Below are 14,826 nucleotides of genomic sequence, written 5' to 3'. Positions count from 1 at the left end.
TGTTCATAAATGTTACAAACCAGGGAACGGTGCGTTAGGCACGGGAATTTATTGATGGATTGGAATGCTGAATTTATCGCCCGTGCCTAACACACCCTACGATTAAATAAGATTTTGTTATCACCATAAATCCGGGAGAGCCCTGATTTTCTTCAAGAATCCCAGTTTCTAAAACAACTGTTTATGTCATTAGACGAGGAAAAATAAACAATGTTCCTCCGAAAGCGCCAAAATTTTCTGGAATATCTGAGCGACTCTGCACCTTTTTTGCACCTTTTTCGTTTATGGTTTGGAAGATGATTAAACCCCAGGCTATTGTATGGTTGATGATTCGGCTCCAGTAAGCGCAATCATTGAGAAAGAAGCGATCGTCAGTGGCGTTATTAACGCTGTGATTAACGGAGTTATAGCATGGTTCATGTTTAAAGGAAATGCAACTGTGCCGCTGACAGTGGATACCATTTCAGCGCACGAAAAAACTGTTTTTTCATCGGGCGTGATGACGGCATTTCTCCTGTCGCAGATTCTGGGTACAATCGCCTTTTTTAACTTCGGTAAGAAAGCGAAAAGTTTGCAACTAGCTGACGCAGATTTGCTCGATCGCTCCTTCTTCTTTTTTGGATTGAGAACCGTTTTGTTTTATTCTCTGTTTGCCTTTGGTACGACTGCATTGATCGCATTATTCTTGCAAAAATTTGTGGGATCGATCCTCGTTACTCCATTTATAGGGGCGATAGTTATGGGTTTAATTGCCGGAATTGCTGCTTGGTTTATTAATGCGGCTGTAATGAAATCTATGCTTCGTTCCGAATAGAATTTTCCTAAAAAAATCAGCTTTTTTGGTAATTACTTAATCGCATTCAGGAGATTAGTAAATATGACAGTATTAGACGCATTTAAACTCGATGGACAAGTTGCTATTGTAACAGGTTCCGGTGCCGGAATTGGCAGGGGAATCGCTGAATTGTTTGCGGCATCTGGGGCAGCAGTTGTTGTTAGTGACTTGAAAAAAGAAACAGCTGATGTTGTTGCCGAAGGGATTAATGCTAATGGGGGAAAAGCGATCGCAGTTCCTTGCGATGTTACTAGTAATGAAGCATTAGAAAATTTGGTTAAAGAGGCGATCGACTCCTTTGGCAAAATTACCATTTTAGTAAATAATGCTGGAGGTGGTGGCCCAAAACCTTTTGATATGCCAATGGACACATTTATTTGGGCATATAAACTCAACGTTTTTTCAGTTTTTCATCTTTGTCAATTATGTGCTCCACATATAGAAGCAGCGGGAGGTGGTGCCATTTTAAATATTTCCTCAATGGCAGGTGACAACAAAAACATTAATATGGCTTCCTACGGTTCCTCAAAAGCAGCAGAAAGTCATTTAACTCGCAACATTGCCTTTGATTTAGGGCCAAAAAATATTCGAGTTAATGCGATCGCTCCCGGTGCAATTAAAACTGATGCTTTGGCAACTGTGCTCACCCCAGAAGTTGAAAAGGCAATGTTAAAACACACACCTTTGGCGCGTTTGGGACAACCAAATGATATTGCTTATGCCGCTTTATTCTTATGTTCTCCCGCTGCAAGTTGGGTAAGCGGACAGGTACTCACAGTTAGTGGTGGTGGTTTGCAGGAACTTGACTAATCAGCACAAATGGCAGCATTCTAACGATTTAAACAGTGATTTTTGATTAGGAAAATACTGCTATGAATCCGTTAGAAATACCCCTCTTGATTGCTCAAACTCAAACCTCTCCACCAGCCGATCCTTTAATTAATAATACAGGTCAGGATTTGATTTATATCGGTGTGGGTGGCATAGCAATCATGTTGGTTTTGATTGTTGGGTTGCTGAGTCGCCGTGTTGTTAAAGCAATTTTGCTGGCGTTGGTGTTAAGTGTTGTGCTGATTATATTGCTGACGGTTACTTAGATAGTTTTGAGTTTTTAATTCAACTCATAACTCTTGCAGAAATTAGGTGCGTTACGGCTGCGCCTAACGCACCCTACAATTACAACCGCTTTGTTTTTCATGTTTTCCAACTTATTTAGGAGATAACAATCATGGCTCTTGATATGTTTTCGCTCAAAGATTACGTTGTGATTATTACTGGTGCGGGGGGTGCGATCGGAGGTGCAACTGCTCATGTTTTAGCAGAAGCAGGGGCAAAAGTTGTCGTTTCTGATTTGAACTTTGAAGCGGCACAAAAAAATGCCGATGAGATTACCAAAGCAACAGGACAAGAAACTCTCGCCATTAAAACTGATGTTACTGATGAAGCACAACTGCAAGAATTAGTAGATGCTACTCTCAACAAGTTTGGCAAAATTACTGCATTAATTAACAATGTGGGTTGGGGAGAATATACACCTTTGTGGGGTGTGAGTACTGATTACATGATGAAGTCTTATCTGCTGAATACTGTCAGCAGTTATAACTTGACTAAGCTTTGTATCCCTTATTTGAAAAAAGAAGAAAATGCTTCCGTAACTTTCTCCGGTTCTTTGGTGGGTACTACTCCTTCCCCTGAATTTATTTCTTACAGTAATGCAAAGGCGGCGTTGGTAAATATGTCGCGCAGTATGGCAGCAATGAGTGGGCCAGAGGTACGGGTGAATACTATTATCATTGGTTCTGTGGACAATGGTGCGGCAACTTTGGATGCAGGTTATGACGAAGCAATGTTGAAACGGTTGTCAGATTCCATAGTAATGAAACGCCGAGGTGTTCCCCAAGACATTGCTTATGCTTTCAATTATTTGATTTCTCCTGCTGCTAGCTGGGTGTCAGGAATTGAACTGTTAGTAAATGGAGGCGGAACTTATAAGAGCAAAATGCCAACTGGTGATGATGAATAAGCCGTTAATCTGAGAGCTTTTAGAGGTACGTTGTTGGGCTTTAGCCCCACATTTAGTGCTAAAGCACAACAACGTACTTTAAAATTACCCACTAGAGGTTTTTTATGAAACGAAGAACAGTTATTGTTAGTTTGCTGGCGTTTAATCTAACTTTGTTAGGGTCGATCGCACCAGCACTGGCAGATAGATGGGAATATTTGGGAGAGCGAAGTGTTCGTTTAGTTACTGAGCGCGATGTTATTCCTGTAAGGACTGGAAAACAGTTTGCTCGCCTCAAATTAGAAGTCAAAGAAACGGGCATTGAAATTCTCAGTATGACCGTTACTTTACGCAATGGGGTAACTCTCAATACTCCGATGCGCCAATACATTGGCAAAAATAAACAATCAAGAGTCATCGATCTCCCAGGACGCGATCGATCCATCCGCTACGTCACCTTAATTTATAGATCTCGTCCAGGTTCAACCGAAAGAGCAATTGTCAAATTGTACGGCAAAACTAGATAAATACCGTTTCTTAATTTAATCAGGAGTAATACAATCATGACCACGCTAACTGTTTGGAAATTTCATACTGCTGATGGTGCTGATAAGGCATTGGCAAAGTTGGTAGAACTGCAAAAACAAGAATTGATTGAAATTGCGGATGCAGCGATCGTATCTTGGCCTCAAGGTCGCAAAAAGCCAAAAACCCGTCAGGCAGTCGATTTAGTAAGTACAGGTGCAATAGACGGCGCTTTTTGGGGAATGCTATTTGGGTTAATTTTCCTGATGCCTATTGTGGGAATGGCGCTGGGTGCAGCATTAGGCGCAATGTCTGGATCTTTTAGTGACTATGGCATCAACGATGATTTCATTAAAGATGTTAAAGCCAAAGTCACCGAAGGAACATCGGCTTTATTTTTGTTAACTGGAAAAGTAACCTTGGATAAGGTGGAAGCGGCATTTTCATCAGATGAAAAAGGAGAACTGATTCAATCTAATCTATCAGCAGAACAAGAAGCCAAACTCAAAGAACATTTTGGTGAAGAATAGCTTTTTTTAGAAGTCATAAATTAGAAAAAATTCAATAGACATCTCCAAAAACTCTTGTGGGGTAGGCATCCTGCCTGCCTTATATATTCTTTGTTGGAGAGGTCTAATAGACATCTCCAACAAAGAATGTAGAGACGTTGTATACAACGTCTCTACAAGGTTTCCTCTGGAGAAGCTGAATCTACCCCAACTAGCGATGTTTTTTCTGCAAGTAATTCAATCAAAGGTGAGGTAAAAACTATGGATATTCAACCTACTAATCCTGACTATTTTATTCCCAATCGATTTCAAGGAAAAACAATTTTAATTACGGGTGCGGCAACGGGAATTGGTGCTGCAACAGCAATTCGAGCCGCCCGTGAAGGTGCTAATGTGGTTGGAGTTGACCGCAAGGAAAAAGAGCTAAATCAGACAATTAGCAAGATTAAAGAGGAAGGACACAGTGCGATCGCAGTTGTGGGCAATGTCGTGGAAACGGCGTTGTGCGATCGCATGATAGCAGAAGCCGTGAAAACCTTTGGCGGTATCGATCTGGCGCTGAATGCAGCTGGGGTGATGGATGGGGGAGATCCGGCTCAACCGCTGAATTTTGAAGGTCAACGGAATCTATTGCCTAATTCAATTCATCTGGCTACTGATGAATATTGGGATGCTGTGATTGCGACTAATACAACGGGTGTATTTAAGTCGATGCGCTCAGAACTGCGACAGATGATAGCACAGGGTAAAGGTGGAGCGATCGTTAATATTGGTTCGATCGCAGGCTTAACTGGATTAGCCGGAAATCCTGCCTACGTTGCTAGTAAACACGGAGTTACAGGCTTAACGCGAAATGCCGCCCTAGATTATGCGCCCTACGGGATTCGGATCAACTCAGTCAATATGGCAGCTACGGATACACCGATGGTAGCTAGAGCAGGTGAATTTGTGCAGGCAAGCAAAAAAGCTGGAGAGGGTGGCTCGATGGGTGGACTCAAAGTAAAGAGCATTTTGTCTGCTGCTGATTCCAAAAATCGTTCGGCTACCGTTTGGGAACAAGGGGCAATTATTCTCTTTCTCTTGTCTCAAGATGCCTCTAATTTAACTGGTTGTACTTATGCCACTGATGGTGGTTGGACGGCTTACTAAAGATAGCTTTTTGTAGAGATGTTGTATACAATGTCTCTACTAGAAATCGATAGCCGAATTTAATATTTTAGGAAATTACTTACTGTGTTTTTCAAATATCAAACTGCATCTAATTGGGTAGGAAAAATCCAGCTGCTTTTGTTAGGAATTGGCGCTAGTGCGATCGCCACTCTCCCCGCCAAAGCCGCAGAAAAAATCTATTTTCAATATGGCCCGATAGTTGAAACTTTGGAAGTTAGTTCCCTAGAAACTTTTGTCGAAACAGGCGTTATTCCTCCCGATTTACAGTTTTACTTCAAATTTCTCAAAGCAGATCAAGAGGAACAGCAAAGATTTCGACAAGTACTTAAATCATCTATCAAAGTAAATCTGGTTCCCATCTCGCAATTTCTCTACACTCCCCTTGGAGAAAACTTTTTAAACCAGTTTGGTTCCTATATTCGTACAGACCCAAACATCAACGGCAAATATGCTCTCCGTGCAGCGATTATTTTAGCAGCTTCAGATCCCAAAGGTCTGTCTTTGTTGAATTTATTCCGCAAATACCCGACGGATATGTGGATTGATGTCCGATCTAGCTTAGAGTTGTCCAAAGCAGCGGGTATTGTGGTTGAAGCAACGAAATATTTTACCAAAACTATTGCTCAACTTTCTGAGGAGGAAGCTAAAAAAGAAGTAGCAACTAACTTTTCGGCTTTAGCTGATTTAAGGCAACTTGGAAATTTAGGAGTGCAGCAAAAACGCTGGCAGTTAAGAGATGAAAAACGTAAGCGATCTTTTTATGTTGACTTGTATCAACCCCAACGTTGGAGAAGCGGAAAAGCACCTGTAATTGTGATTTCTCATGGGCTTGGATCTAGACCTGAAGATTTGGCGAAACGGGCAGAGTTTTTTGCATCTCACGGCTATGTTGTCGCGGTGCCCCAACATCCGGGAAGCGATATGATTCAGCTGCAAAATATGCACCAAGGATTATCCCGAAATGTGTTTTTTAGTCAGGATTTTATCGATGCTCCTTTAGATATTAGTTATGTTTTGGATGAATTAGAACGACGCAATCAAAGCGAATTTTCTGGGCGTTTAAATGTGCAATCTGTGGGAGTGATGGGGCATTCTTTTGGCGGTTATACTGTGTTAGCAGTGGCGGGTGCGACGATCGATTTTGCTCATTTGCAACAGACTTGTAATAATAATCTGGAATATCTCGACTTCTCGCTATTTATTCAATGTCGGGTATTAGATTTACCCCGTCAACCGTACAATTTAAGAGATCCAAGAGTAAAAGCAGTTTATGCTTTAAATCCAGTTAATTATGCTATTTTTGGTGCTAAAGGTTTGAGTCAAATCACTATTCCAACTATGCTGGAAGCGGGAACTTACGATCCAGCAACACCAGCTGTTTTTGAGCAAGTGCGATCGTTCAAAATGCTGACAACTCCCAACAAATATTTAGCACTTGTTGAAGGACAAGCTCATGTCGATTTCTCAGTTCTTGGTTCCGGGTTAATGCAACTTATTGAATCTGCCACTTATTTAACATTACCACCACCCGCTCTTTTAAATTCTTATAGTAATGCTTTAACGCTGGCATTTTTTGAAGTTTCGTTGCTCGATAATCCAACTTATCGACCATATTTACAAGCGACATACACGGAATATCTCAGTCGCGAACAGCAGTTTAAGGTGTTTTTAATTAGTGCTAAATCTGATGAAGGATTGGGGGAAGCGAGTCAGGAGTTTCGCTCGAAACTTTAGGGCATTAAACTTCTGTAAAAATCCAGAAAATCTCTATGTTTATCTGTGTTTATCTGTGTTTATCTGTGGTAAAAAAGCCCTTTTATAATAGACTTATCCAAAAAATTAACTCAAAGGCAGGCAGGATGCCTACCCCACAAGAGTTATTGGAGAACTCTAATGAACCGCTCCCGGACGCTCCCGGACACAGAGGAAAGAGGGAGAAGATATAGGAGTGATTAACTCAGATTTGATTTAATAGGTGTGAGGTTTATTTCGATGGTTCGTTGTTTGCTCTGGTATCGTTATTTTCTGGGGTTGATTTCAATTTCAACTTTGTCTGTTTTGGGTTTTGCTTCAGTAGGTTTGGCACAAGTAACACCTACAGTTAACAACAATAATCAGGTTATTTCTACTCGTGCAATTGACCTTTTGGAGCAGCAAAATTCGGCGGAAGGTGAACAGAAAATCACCCTAGAGGAGCTTTCGATATTCGATCGCCTCCAATCCCCAAATCAAGTTTCTCAGCAAACAGAATCTTCGTCAACTAACTCTTACGATCCTAATGCGGGGATTCTGATTCCGCCAAGAGTAGCAGAGGGAAGTGCGATCGAAAGAGTTTATATTCACCTGAGAAATCCCACAAACGATCCAGCAAAAAATCAGCAGTTACAACAACAAATAACTGAGACTTTTGCGATTCGTGCAGGTGGCAACTTTAGTCCGCTATTTGCTGAAAGAGCTACTAATCAAGTGCAACAATTAGCTTTTGTTCAATCGGCAGAATACCGAGTTTACCAAGCAGATAACCCAGGTGGGGTAGTTGTTGCTTTGTTAGTTAATCTGCAACCAGAAGATAGTTCAAAACCACCAGAAAGTAAAGAGCCAAAAGGCATTTTTGTAACTGGGAGATTTGGTGATTTTCCGACGCTTTATGAGAGCGATCGCGCTTTGGTAAAAGTCATCTTAAATGCTGGATTAGGAGTTTTCAGCGATACAAATTCTTGGTTTGGTAACACCCAAGATTTTGTCAGAGGAAACTATCAACCTAAAGGCACAATTACTTGGCCTGAATTCTATATTGAACCGGGTTTGGCAGGTATTACTAAAATTGGTGATATTCCTCTCTATGTTTACGGCGCATTTAGTTTCACTCAATCGGCAACTTTAGCTCCTGATATTTTTCGTGACGATACTCGGTTCTATGGTGCAGTGGAAAAACTTTATGGCGGGTTTCTCTTCGCTCAAAAAGGTTCTCCTATATCATTCAATATATCAGCAGGACGACAAAACTTTCAACTAAATCGCAATTTTCTATTTGGACAAGTGCTGGGTTCTGCTAATGCTTTAGAACGGGGTGCTAGTTTTCTCAATGCGCGGACAGTTTATGATAATGCGGTTTTAGCCGATTTGCGAATTGGTCAATTCTTAATTCAAGGATTTTACTTGAATCCGAATGAATTACCGATCGCTGATACCGAATCACGTTTTTTAGGTGTTAATTTAAAGTACAATGATAACCGCAATATTGAAGCATCACTCGCATATATTACAGTTCCCCAATCAAACACAATTTACGCTTTTCCTGACGGACAACAACAAACTAGGGAAGGTTTACAAGTTATTAATCCGCGAGTACGTTGGTCATCTCCTTTCGGCATCGAAGGGTTATGGCTAGAAAGTGAATATGCTCACGAATGGAATAGTAACTTTGCTATGTCTGCTCATGCAGGTTATATTTGGGGAGGTTATACTTTTAAAAATGCTCCTTGGCGACCTAGTATTAGTTATCGATTTGCTGCTTTCAGCGGCGATAATCCGAAAACTTCCACTTACGAAAGATTTGATTCTTTGCGCGGTGGCGGATTAGGTGATTGGCTACAAGGGATTAATTTGGCTAAAGTTTACTCGAATGGCAATTTACTTTCCCATCGAGTTGAATTTAAAGTACAACCCACTGATAGGTTACAATTTTCTGTAGATTACTTCTATTTGTTTGCCAATCAGTTGAACAATCTGGGGGGAAATCCAGCTTTATCAACGCTGGAATCTCGCAGTATTGGACATGAGGTGATGTTAACAACTCGTTGGTCAATTTCGCAAAATTTGTTCTTTCTTTCTGTCGGATCGATCGCGTTTCCCTCTGATGGAATCCGCCGCGCCGTAACAGATGATACGAATCCCTGGTTTACCTTTCAAATTTCTCTGTTTTTAGGTTTCTAACGTACATTTTTTTAATCTTAGGAGATTACCATGAGCGAAAGAATTGAAAAATTCTGTGACGATCTGAAAGTCCAGTTGAATGGGATTGAAAGTCATTTACTCCAAGTCAAAGAAAAACTGACTACAGCTTCTAAAGAAGCAGAATCTACAATCAAAGAAAAGCTAGAAATAGCGAAAGCCAAGTTAGAAACTAAAAAGCAGGAAGTGGCAACTGCTAAGGAGAAACTGACGCAACGTATTGAAGCGAAAAAGGCAGAAGTTGAAGCGGAAGTAGCAGAATGGAAAGCGCAAAAGGCGAAAGACAAACTGTTAAAACACGCTCAAGAAGCGGAAGAATATGCGCTGGCTGCGATCTTACTTGCCGCTGCTGCTGCGGAAGAAGCGGAGGTAGCTGTTTTTGAGGCGATCGAAGCGAGAATAGCCGCTGAGGAAGATAGTGTAGAAGTTCTCAAGAGTTAATTACCCATACTGTAGAGACGTTGTATACAACGTCTCTACAAGGTTTGGCGATCGAAGTTAAGCTAATGCTGATTAGGTGATATTCTTCTTAAATAAAATTCTAGGATATGTGAGATGGAATCTGCGGATTTTTGGGAATTAGTTAAAGGAGCGATCGCACTCAATCCAAAAGCATTTGAGGTGATGGCAAAATTACCCGATGCTAACAAAATAGCAATTAATGTATTGTTGTTAGCGGGTTTTTCGCAGGCGATCGGACAAAGTATTATCCTATTCATCAACCGAGTCAAACCTTTCCGTTTCATTCTGAGCCTGTTACTATCCGCCATTTTGTTTGTCTTTAGCTATGGTTTTTGGATCTGGAGTACTTGGCTAGTTAGTCGGTTTTTGTTTCAACAAACTGTTGATTACGACATAGTTTATCGCATGGTGGGATTGGCTACGGCTCCCCAAATCCTGAGTTTTTTAATCGCTATGCCTTACTTCGGTGTACCGATACAAGTTTTACTTTCCCTGTGGACTTTACTGGCATTTGTCCAAGGTTTTAATGCGGCGACGGGGTTTGGTGTGTGGGAAGCTTTTGCTTGTAGTTTGCTAGGATGGTTTGTTTTGCAAATTTTACAGCGAACGATCGGAAAACCAATTGCAGCCTTGGGCACTTGGCTGGCAAATACTACTGCTGGAACTAACTTAGTAACTGACTTACGCAGCTTAGAAACCATGTTAGAAACTGGCTTACAAAGTAACCCAAGCAATCAGGATAACAGAAACTCATGAGTAACCAAGCATCTACCCGATGGAAAAAATTCTGGCAGCTGGCTTTAGTTACCGGGGCGTTGATAATTTTGTTGCCCCTTCTACCCCTGCTGATTCAAACTGCTTTTGCTGCCATGAGCGTAACTGTTCGTTTGATCTTTAATCTAGTCGGAATCGGTGTGCTGGCGCTACTTTTAGCGATTTTGCTTACTCCTCTAGAAGCGTTAGGTTGGTGGGCGGGGTGGTATGGCGATCCGATCGAAACCACAAAGCAAAACTTGGGTAAACTTCAAGAACAAGTACCCGCAGAAATAGCAGTTTCTCGCTATGTAATTTATCTTGATGGCATTGGTCAGGCAAAATTTGACTATCTCCCGGATGTAGAAAGGTTTTTGGATGATTTAGCTAAGGTATTGCCTGATGATATTCAAATCATCCGGGGTTTAATGCCCTATTCACCGATGAACCGCGCCTTGACTGAGAATCGTCCCTTTGCTTGGTTCTGGAACTGGGCCGATCGCGTACAATCGACCGGAAATGGCGGTTTGCTGGCTTTTGTCATCAATCTGCGAAATATGTTTATGGTTTCGGTGTCTGCTGATAGTCGTTATGGGCCGATCTACAACCGGGGAACGGCTCAGGTGATCTACAATAGCTTACTCAATCATGGTTATGTACCCGGAAGTGGTTTACCGATCACTTTGATTGGTTTTAGCGGTGGTGGACAGATTTCGATGGGAACTGCACCTTATTTAAAGGATGCTTTGCAAGCACCGATCGATATTATCTCGATCGCCGGAGTGTTTAGCGGCAATAACAACTCTCTAAAACTAGAACACTTTTATCATTTAGTTGGCAATAAAGATATTGTGGAACGGGCAGGGCCGATCTTCTTTCCCAAACGCTGGAAACTGTTATTTCTTTCTTACTGGAATCGCACTAAACGGATGGGGAAAGTGACTTTGATTAATCTTGGCCCAGTTGGACATCAAGTTCCCGGTGGTGTGATGGATGCAGATTTGTTGCTTTCCGATGGTCGCAGTGCGCTACAACAAACTGTAGATTGGGTGGCTGAGATTCTTCAAGGAACGGCTCAACTCGCAGAACTGAATAAACCCCGCATTCTGAGTAATCTCGATCGCTATCGGGAAGCTGCCTTCAATCGTCCTGAATTTTACCCGATTCATGCTTCAGTCCATAGCGAACGCTATCATCCCGTTGCTAACTGGATCGGTCGCTTAATTTTACCAACTCCTGAGCAACGACAATCTCAAAGTGTGCCTTTTGAGATTCATCATGCACCCCAGGAATATGCCAATCTGATCGGTCAAGTCGTCACTTTGCGTTGGAGTGAAGATGCAAAAGTTCAAGCTTACTTGCGCCAAGTAACTAAAGATGTGCATTTCAGCCCCACTGCTGAATACAAGAGTCAACAAGGTGGTGTGTACCCAACTCGTCTGAATCACTGGCAATTAGTTGATCCGCTAGAATCTTTGGCAGGTGCTCACCCGGAAGACGATCTAATTGTGGCATTACCCGATCCGATAGTAGTGCAGGTGTTGGAAGGGGAAAATGCGATCGATCTTGTGATTTCCCGTGAGCCCATTCAAATTACTGGACGTTTCTACGGTTTGGTAAAATTCTTGGCATCGGTTGATAAATCTGCGACTCCAGAACATTTTCGCGTCGTTCATTTCAACAAAGCTAGTCAGCAGTTTGATGGAGTAGAGGAAGTTGTCTGGTTGCCACAGGTGGTTAAGGATGATAATGGCACTTATCCTTTTACAAATAAAGGGATTGAACAATCTCCGCTGAATGAAACAGGTTGGTACATCTACGGCGCACCAGACAACGAGGGATTTTTTGTCGTACAGGCGATCGCTCCCCGTGCCTTATTTCAACTTAGTGCTAATCAAGAAGTTGTGGGACGAACAGAGGTAGAAACCTTTCTGAAAAAGGAAGCATGGGGAAATTTAAATCAGCAAAAAGGCAAGATTAGCTCAACTCGTTTAAGTTACTCGTCTAAGTCCTTAAAGCAAGCTAAAAATCAGTTGCAGGAAGGTAGTCGCGCCTTACTAGTTCATGTTTATGGTGGGATTGGTGGGAAAAAGATTGAACCCTCTGCTCAAGGCCCTGTTTACTTTGGACACTTTGCCTTTGGTGTTGCTACAGTAATCCGCGAACCGCTGAGTGATGAGTTACGCTGGGACATTATCTATCACCAAATTTATACTCAAAATCCAGATGGGTTAACGTCTGGAAGTATGCACTGGTCAAGGTATATGGGCGATCGTCAATTTGGTTGGATCGGAGTGCGCCCAATTTCCGATACACTAATTGAATTCGAGCCTTTTACTGGGAATTATGAGGTAGCGGAGGGAAAACAGCGATCGCCCTTAGATGTGTTAACTCGTCAGTTGGAAGTGATGGCAGCGCGTTATCGGATTGGTGATGGTACTGGGGGAACTTATGTTGGGCCTGCGAACAACTGCTCTCAAGATTCTAATCAAAGTTTGTATGCTGCTTTAATGGAGATGGCGCGATCGATCCGAAATCATCCCGATATCAAAACCTGGATGAAACAACATCCCGATCAAGCACAAAGACTTAAGCAACTAGAAAAACTCGGTAAGGATCTAAAATGGCACTTGATGCCCTTTGGCAGTGCCCGTGCCGATTGGTTAGGAGAATCCGCTGTTTTAGGTAGTACTTTGGAAGACGATCCATTACAAACTTTGCTCAGAGGTTTAGTTAGTTGGCGAACGGTGCTTCCTCGTGTTGCCAGTGACAGCATTACAGAATGTTTTCTTAGGCAAGGTGCAACGTCATGGATGTTACGCACTAATCAGTTAGGTGGAGACGATCCAGATATTGCCCCTCTTGCACCTCTGACTTTTTAACGAAAACTAAGGCAGGCAGGATGCCCGCCCCACAAGAGTTACAGCTTTCTTGTGGGGTGGGCATCCTGCCTGCCCCATCCTTAGTAACGCACCATTCCACTAGCAACTTGAGTTAATGAGTTGAGTTGCTTGCCAACTGCTGAATCAACTGATGTCGATTGAGGCGGTTGGTGAGTCGGGTGATTAGTTCTTCTGGTACGATCGGTTTCGATATATAGTCATCCGCGCCAGCAGTAAAAACTTGATTGACAGTTTGGCGATCGCTACGAACACTCAAAACTAAAATTGGCAACCATGCCCAGCGGGATGAGTTACGAATTTGTTGACACAATGCTAATCCATCGATCTCAGGCAATAGAATATCTACTATTAATAAATCGGGTTTTACTTGTTCCATCACTTCCCAAAGTTCGGTTGCCTCAGTTAGGCAATGGGTTTGCATTCCCTGTACAGTTAAAATAGATTGAATTTGGTTTAATAGGTTTGGATCGTCGTCAATGGCAAGGATGCGGGTATTTTTCCAGGTGGAAGTTGTGGAGGATTGAGTATTAGACATCTCCAATAACTCTTGTGGGGTAGGCATCCTGCCTGCCTTATATATTCTTTTTTGCAGAGGTATATTGGGTGGTGCGATCGATCTTTGTGTTCCATCCAACTCTCGACGCAATGCTTGAATCCATTGCCAGAGTTGAGTTGCACTTTCTGGGGGAACGAGAGGCAAACGAAACACATCTTCAATTTGTTGGGAAAGTTGGGCAGCGATTTCAAAACCAAATACGCCAAGAGTTCCGGCGAGTTTATGTGCAGTAAATACGGTTTGTTGACGGAGTGTTTCTTCTAAATTACCAGATTGTAAGATGGCGATCGCTTGTTCTAACTCAGCGATTTTATCCAAACTTTTGCTATATGCACGTTCCCAAACATTAGCGGTGATCTTGTTGATTTGCTCTAAAGCAGGTGGTTTTTGTAAAGCAGGATTGAGGCGATATCCTTGTCCATAAAGTGTTTGAATTAAATCTTCTCCTCCTACCTGTTCTAGTTTACGACGAATGCTCCGAATGTGGGATTTTACTGTTGCTTCGGTGGGGATTTCTTGATCGAGACTCCAAAGGCGATCGATAATCTCCGATCGATTAAACACTTGATGAGGATGGCGGAGTAATAGTTCTAAAATTAAGTATTCTTTGCGTCCAATTTTGAGTAATTGCCCATTGTATGTTACTTGGCGGGAAACTGGATCGAGGCAGAGGCGATCGTATGTGAGAATAGAGTTAGGAACTAATGGATTACGCCTGGTTAATGTGTGAATCCGAGCAGTTAATTCTTGAAGATCGATCGGTTTTGTCAGATAATCATCAGCACCACTTTCTAAACCTAACAATTTATCGGTAACACTATCACGAGTAGTTAATAACATAATCAAGATCGGGTTTTCTGCCTGACGCAAACGACGACAAAGACTAATCCCATCTAACTTAGGCAACATCACATCTAATAATAATAAATCATAAGTAAACTGTCCCAGCAATTCCCAGGCAGTTTCCCCATCTGTCGCCCCATCAACTAGAAAGTTTTGCTTAGTCAGTGTTGTCTGTAATACTTCCTGGGTATGACTATCGTCCTCTACCAACAAAATTTTCATCTCGTGATTATTGAACTATTAGTTTTCTTTTCTTGGTACGTTGTTGCGCTTTAGCGCTCTTCTCAGGTGCTAAAGCGCAACAACGTACTTTC

13 protein-coding genes are annotated in these 14,826 nt (G+C 42.1%); 12 read left to right on the top strand and 1 reads right to left on the bottom strand.

What is annotated here, in order from left to right; all coding sequences use genetic code 11:
- Positions 1-319 precede the first annotated feature (319 nt).
- The 12 genes from ACE1CC_RS24475 (at position 320) to ACE1CC_RS24420 (ending at position 13,092) form a co-directional block, all read left to right on the top strand.
- Positions 320-814: a permease gene (locus ACE1CC_RS24475; protein WP_413273049.1), complete on the top strand. Its 495-nt coding sequence runs from the start codon at positions 320-322 to the stop codon at positions 812-814.
- 63 nt (positions 815-877) lie between these two features.
- Positions 878-1,645, top strand: coding sequence for a 7-alpha-hydroxysteroid dehydrogenase (hdhA, locus tag ACE1CC_RS24470; protein WP_413273048.1), 768 nt, complete (start codon positions 878-880; stop codon positions 1,643-1,645).
- Between the two features lie 62 nt (positions 1,646-1,707).
- Positions 1,708-1,932, top strand: a complete 225-nt coding sequence (locus ACE1CC_RS24465) for a hypothetical protein (RefSeq protein ID WP_413273047.1) — start codon at positions 1,708-1,710, stop codon at positions 1,930-1,932.
- A gap of 131 nt (positions 1,933-2,063) precedes the next feature.
- Complete coding sequence (locus ACE1CC_RS24460) at positions 2,064-2,858, top strand: SDR family oxidoreductase (RefSeq protein WP_413273046.1); 795 nt, start codon at positions 2,064-2,066, stop codon at positions 2,856-2,858.
- Positions 2,859-2,962: 104 nt separating this feature from the next.
- A complete protein-coding gene (locus ACE1CC_RS24455) occupies positions 2,963-3,364 on the top strand; it encodes a hypothetical protein (RefSeq protein ID WP_413273045.1) in 402 nt (133 codons plus the stop codon).
- Positions 3,365-3,400: 36 nt separating this feature from the next.
- Positions 3,401-3,892, top strand: coding sequence for a DUF1269 domain-containing protein (locus ACE1CC_RS24450; RefSeq protein ID WP_413273044.1), 492 nt, complete (start codon positions 3,401-3,403; stop codon positions 3,890-3,892).
- 240 nt (positions 3,893-4,132) lie between these two features.
- Entirely contained in the window at positions 4,133-5,020 is an 888-nt protein-coding gene (locus ACE1CC_RS24445; protein WP_413273043.1) for an SDR family NAD(P)-dependent oxidoreductase, read from the top strand.
- A gap of 84 nt (positions 5,021-5,104) precedes the next feature.
- Positions 5,105-6,775 (top strand): alpha/beta hydrolase, encoded by a 1,671-nt coding sequence (locus tag ACE1CC_RS24440; RefSeq protein WP_413273042.1) that lies wholly within the window; start codon positions 5,105-5,107, stop codon positions 6,773-6,775.
- A 258-nt stretch (positions 6,776-7,033) separates the two neighbouring features.
- Positions 7,034-8,977: an alginate export family protein gene (locus tag ACE1CC_RS24435; protein WP_413273041.1), complete on the top strand. Its 1,944-nt coding sequence runs from the start codon at positions 7,034-7,036 to the stop codon at positions 8,975-8,977.
- A gap of 30 nt (positions 8,978-9,007) precedes the next feature.
- Positions 9,008-9,436: a hypothetical protein gene (locus ACE1CC_RS24430; RefSeq protein ID WP_413273040.1), complete on the top strand. Its 429-nt coding sequence runs from the start codon at positions 9,008-9,010 to the stop codon at positions 9,434-9,436.
- Positions 9,437-9,550: 114 nt separating this feature from the next.
- The gene (locus tag ACE1CC_RS24425; RefSeq protein ID WP_413273039.1) at positions 9,551-10,213 is read left to right on the top strand and encodes a hypothetical protein; all 663 of its coding nucleotides are present in this window, start codon (positions 9,551-9,553) and stop codon (positions 10,211-10,213) included.
- On the top strand, positions 10,210-13,092 hold the full coding sequence (locus ACE1CC_RS24420; protein WP_413273038.1) for a CAAX protease: 2,883 nt from the start codon (positions 10,210-10,212) through the stop codon (positions 13,090-13,092). The genes ACE1CC_RS24425 and ACE1CC_RS24420 overlap by 4 nt, the downstream gene beginning before the upstream one ends.
- A gap of 112 nt (positions 13,093-13,204) precedes the next feature.
- On the opposite strand, the gene ACE1CC_RS24415 is transcribed toward ACE1CC_RS24420, so the two are convergent.
- Entirely contained in the window at positions 13,205-14,734 is a 1,530-nt protein-coding gene (locus ACE1CC_RS24415) for a response regulator (RefSeq protein ID WP_413273037.1), read from the bottom strand.
- Positions 14,735-14,826: the final 92 nt, after the last annotated feature.

The sequence above is a fragment of the Floridaenema aerugineum BLCC-F46 genome (genome assembly GCF_041929345.1).
GTDB classification, from domain to species: domain Bacteria; phylum Cyanobacteriota; class Cyanobacteriia; order Cyanobacteriales; family Aerosakkonemataceae; genus Floridanema; species Floridanema aerugineum.
The sequence above is the reverse complement of the archived record's forward strand: the minus strand, read 5'-3'. Positions and strand labels throughout refer to the sequence as shown.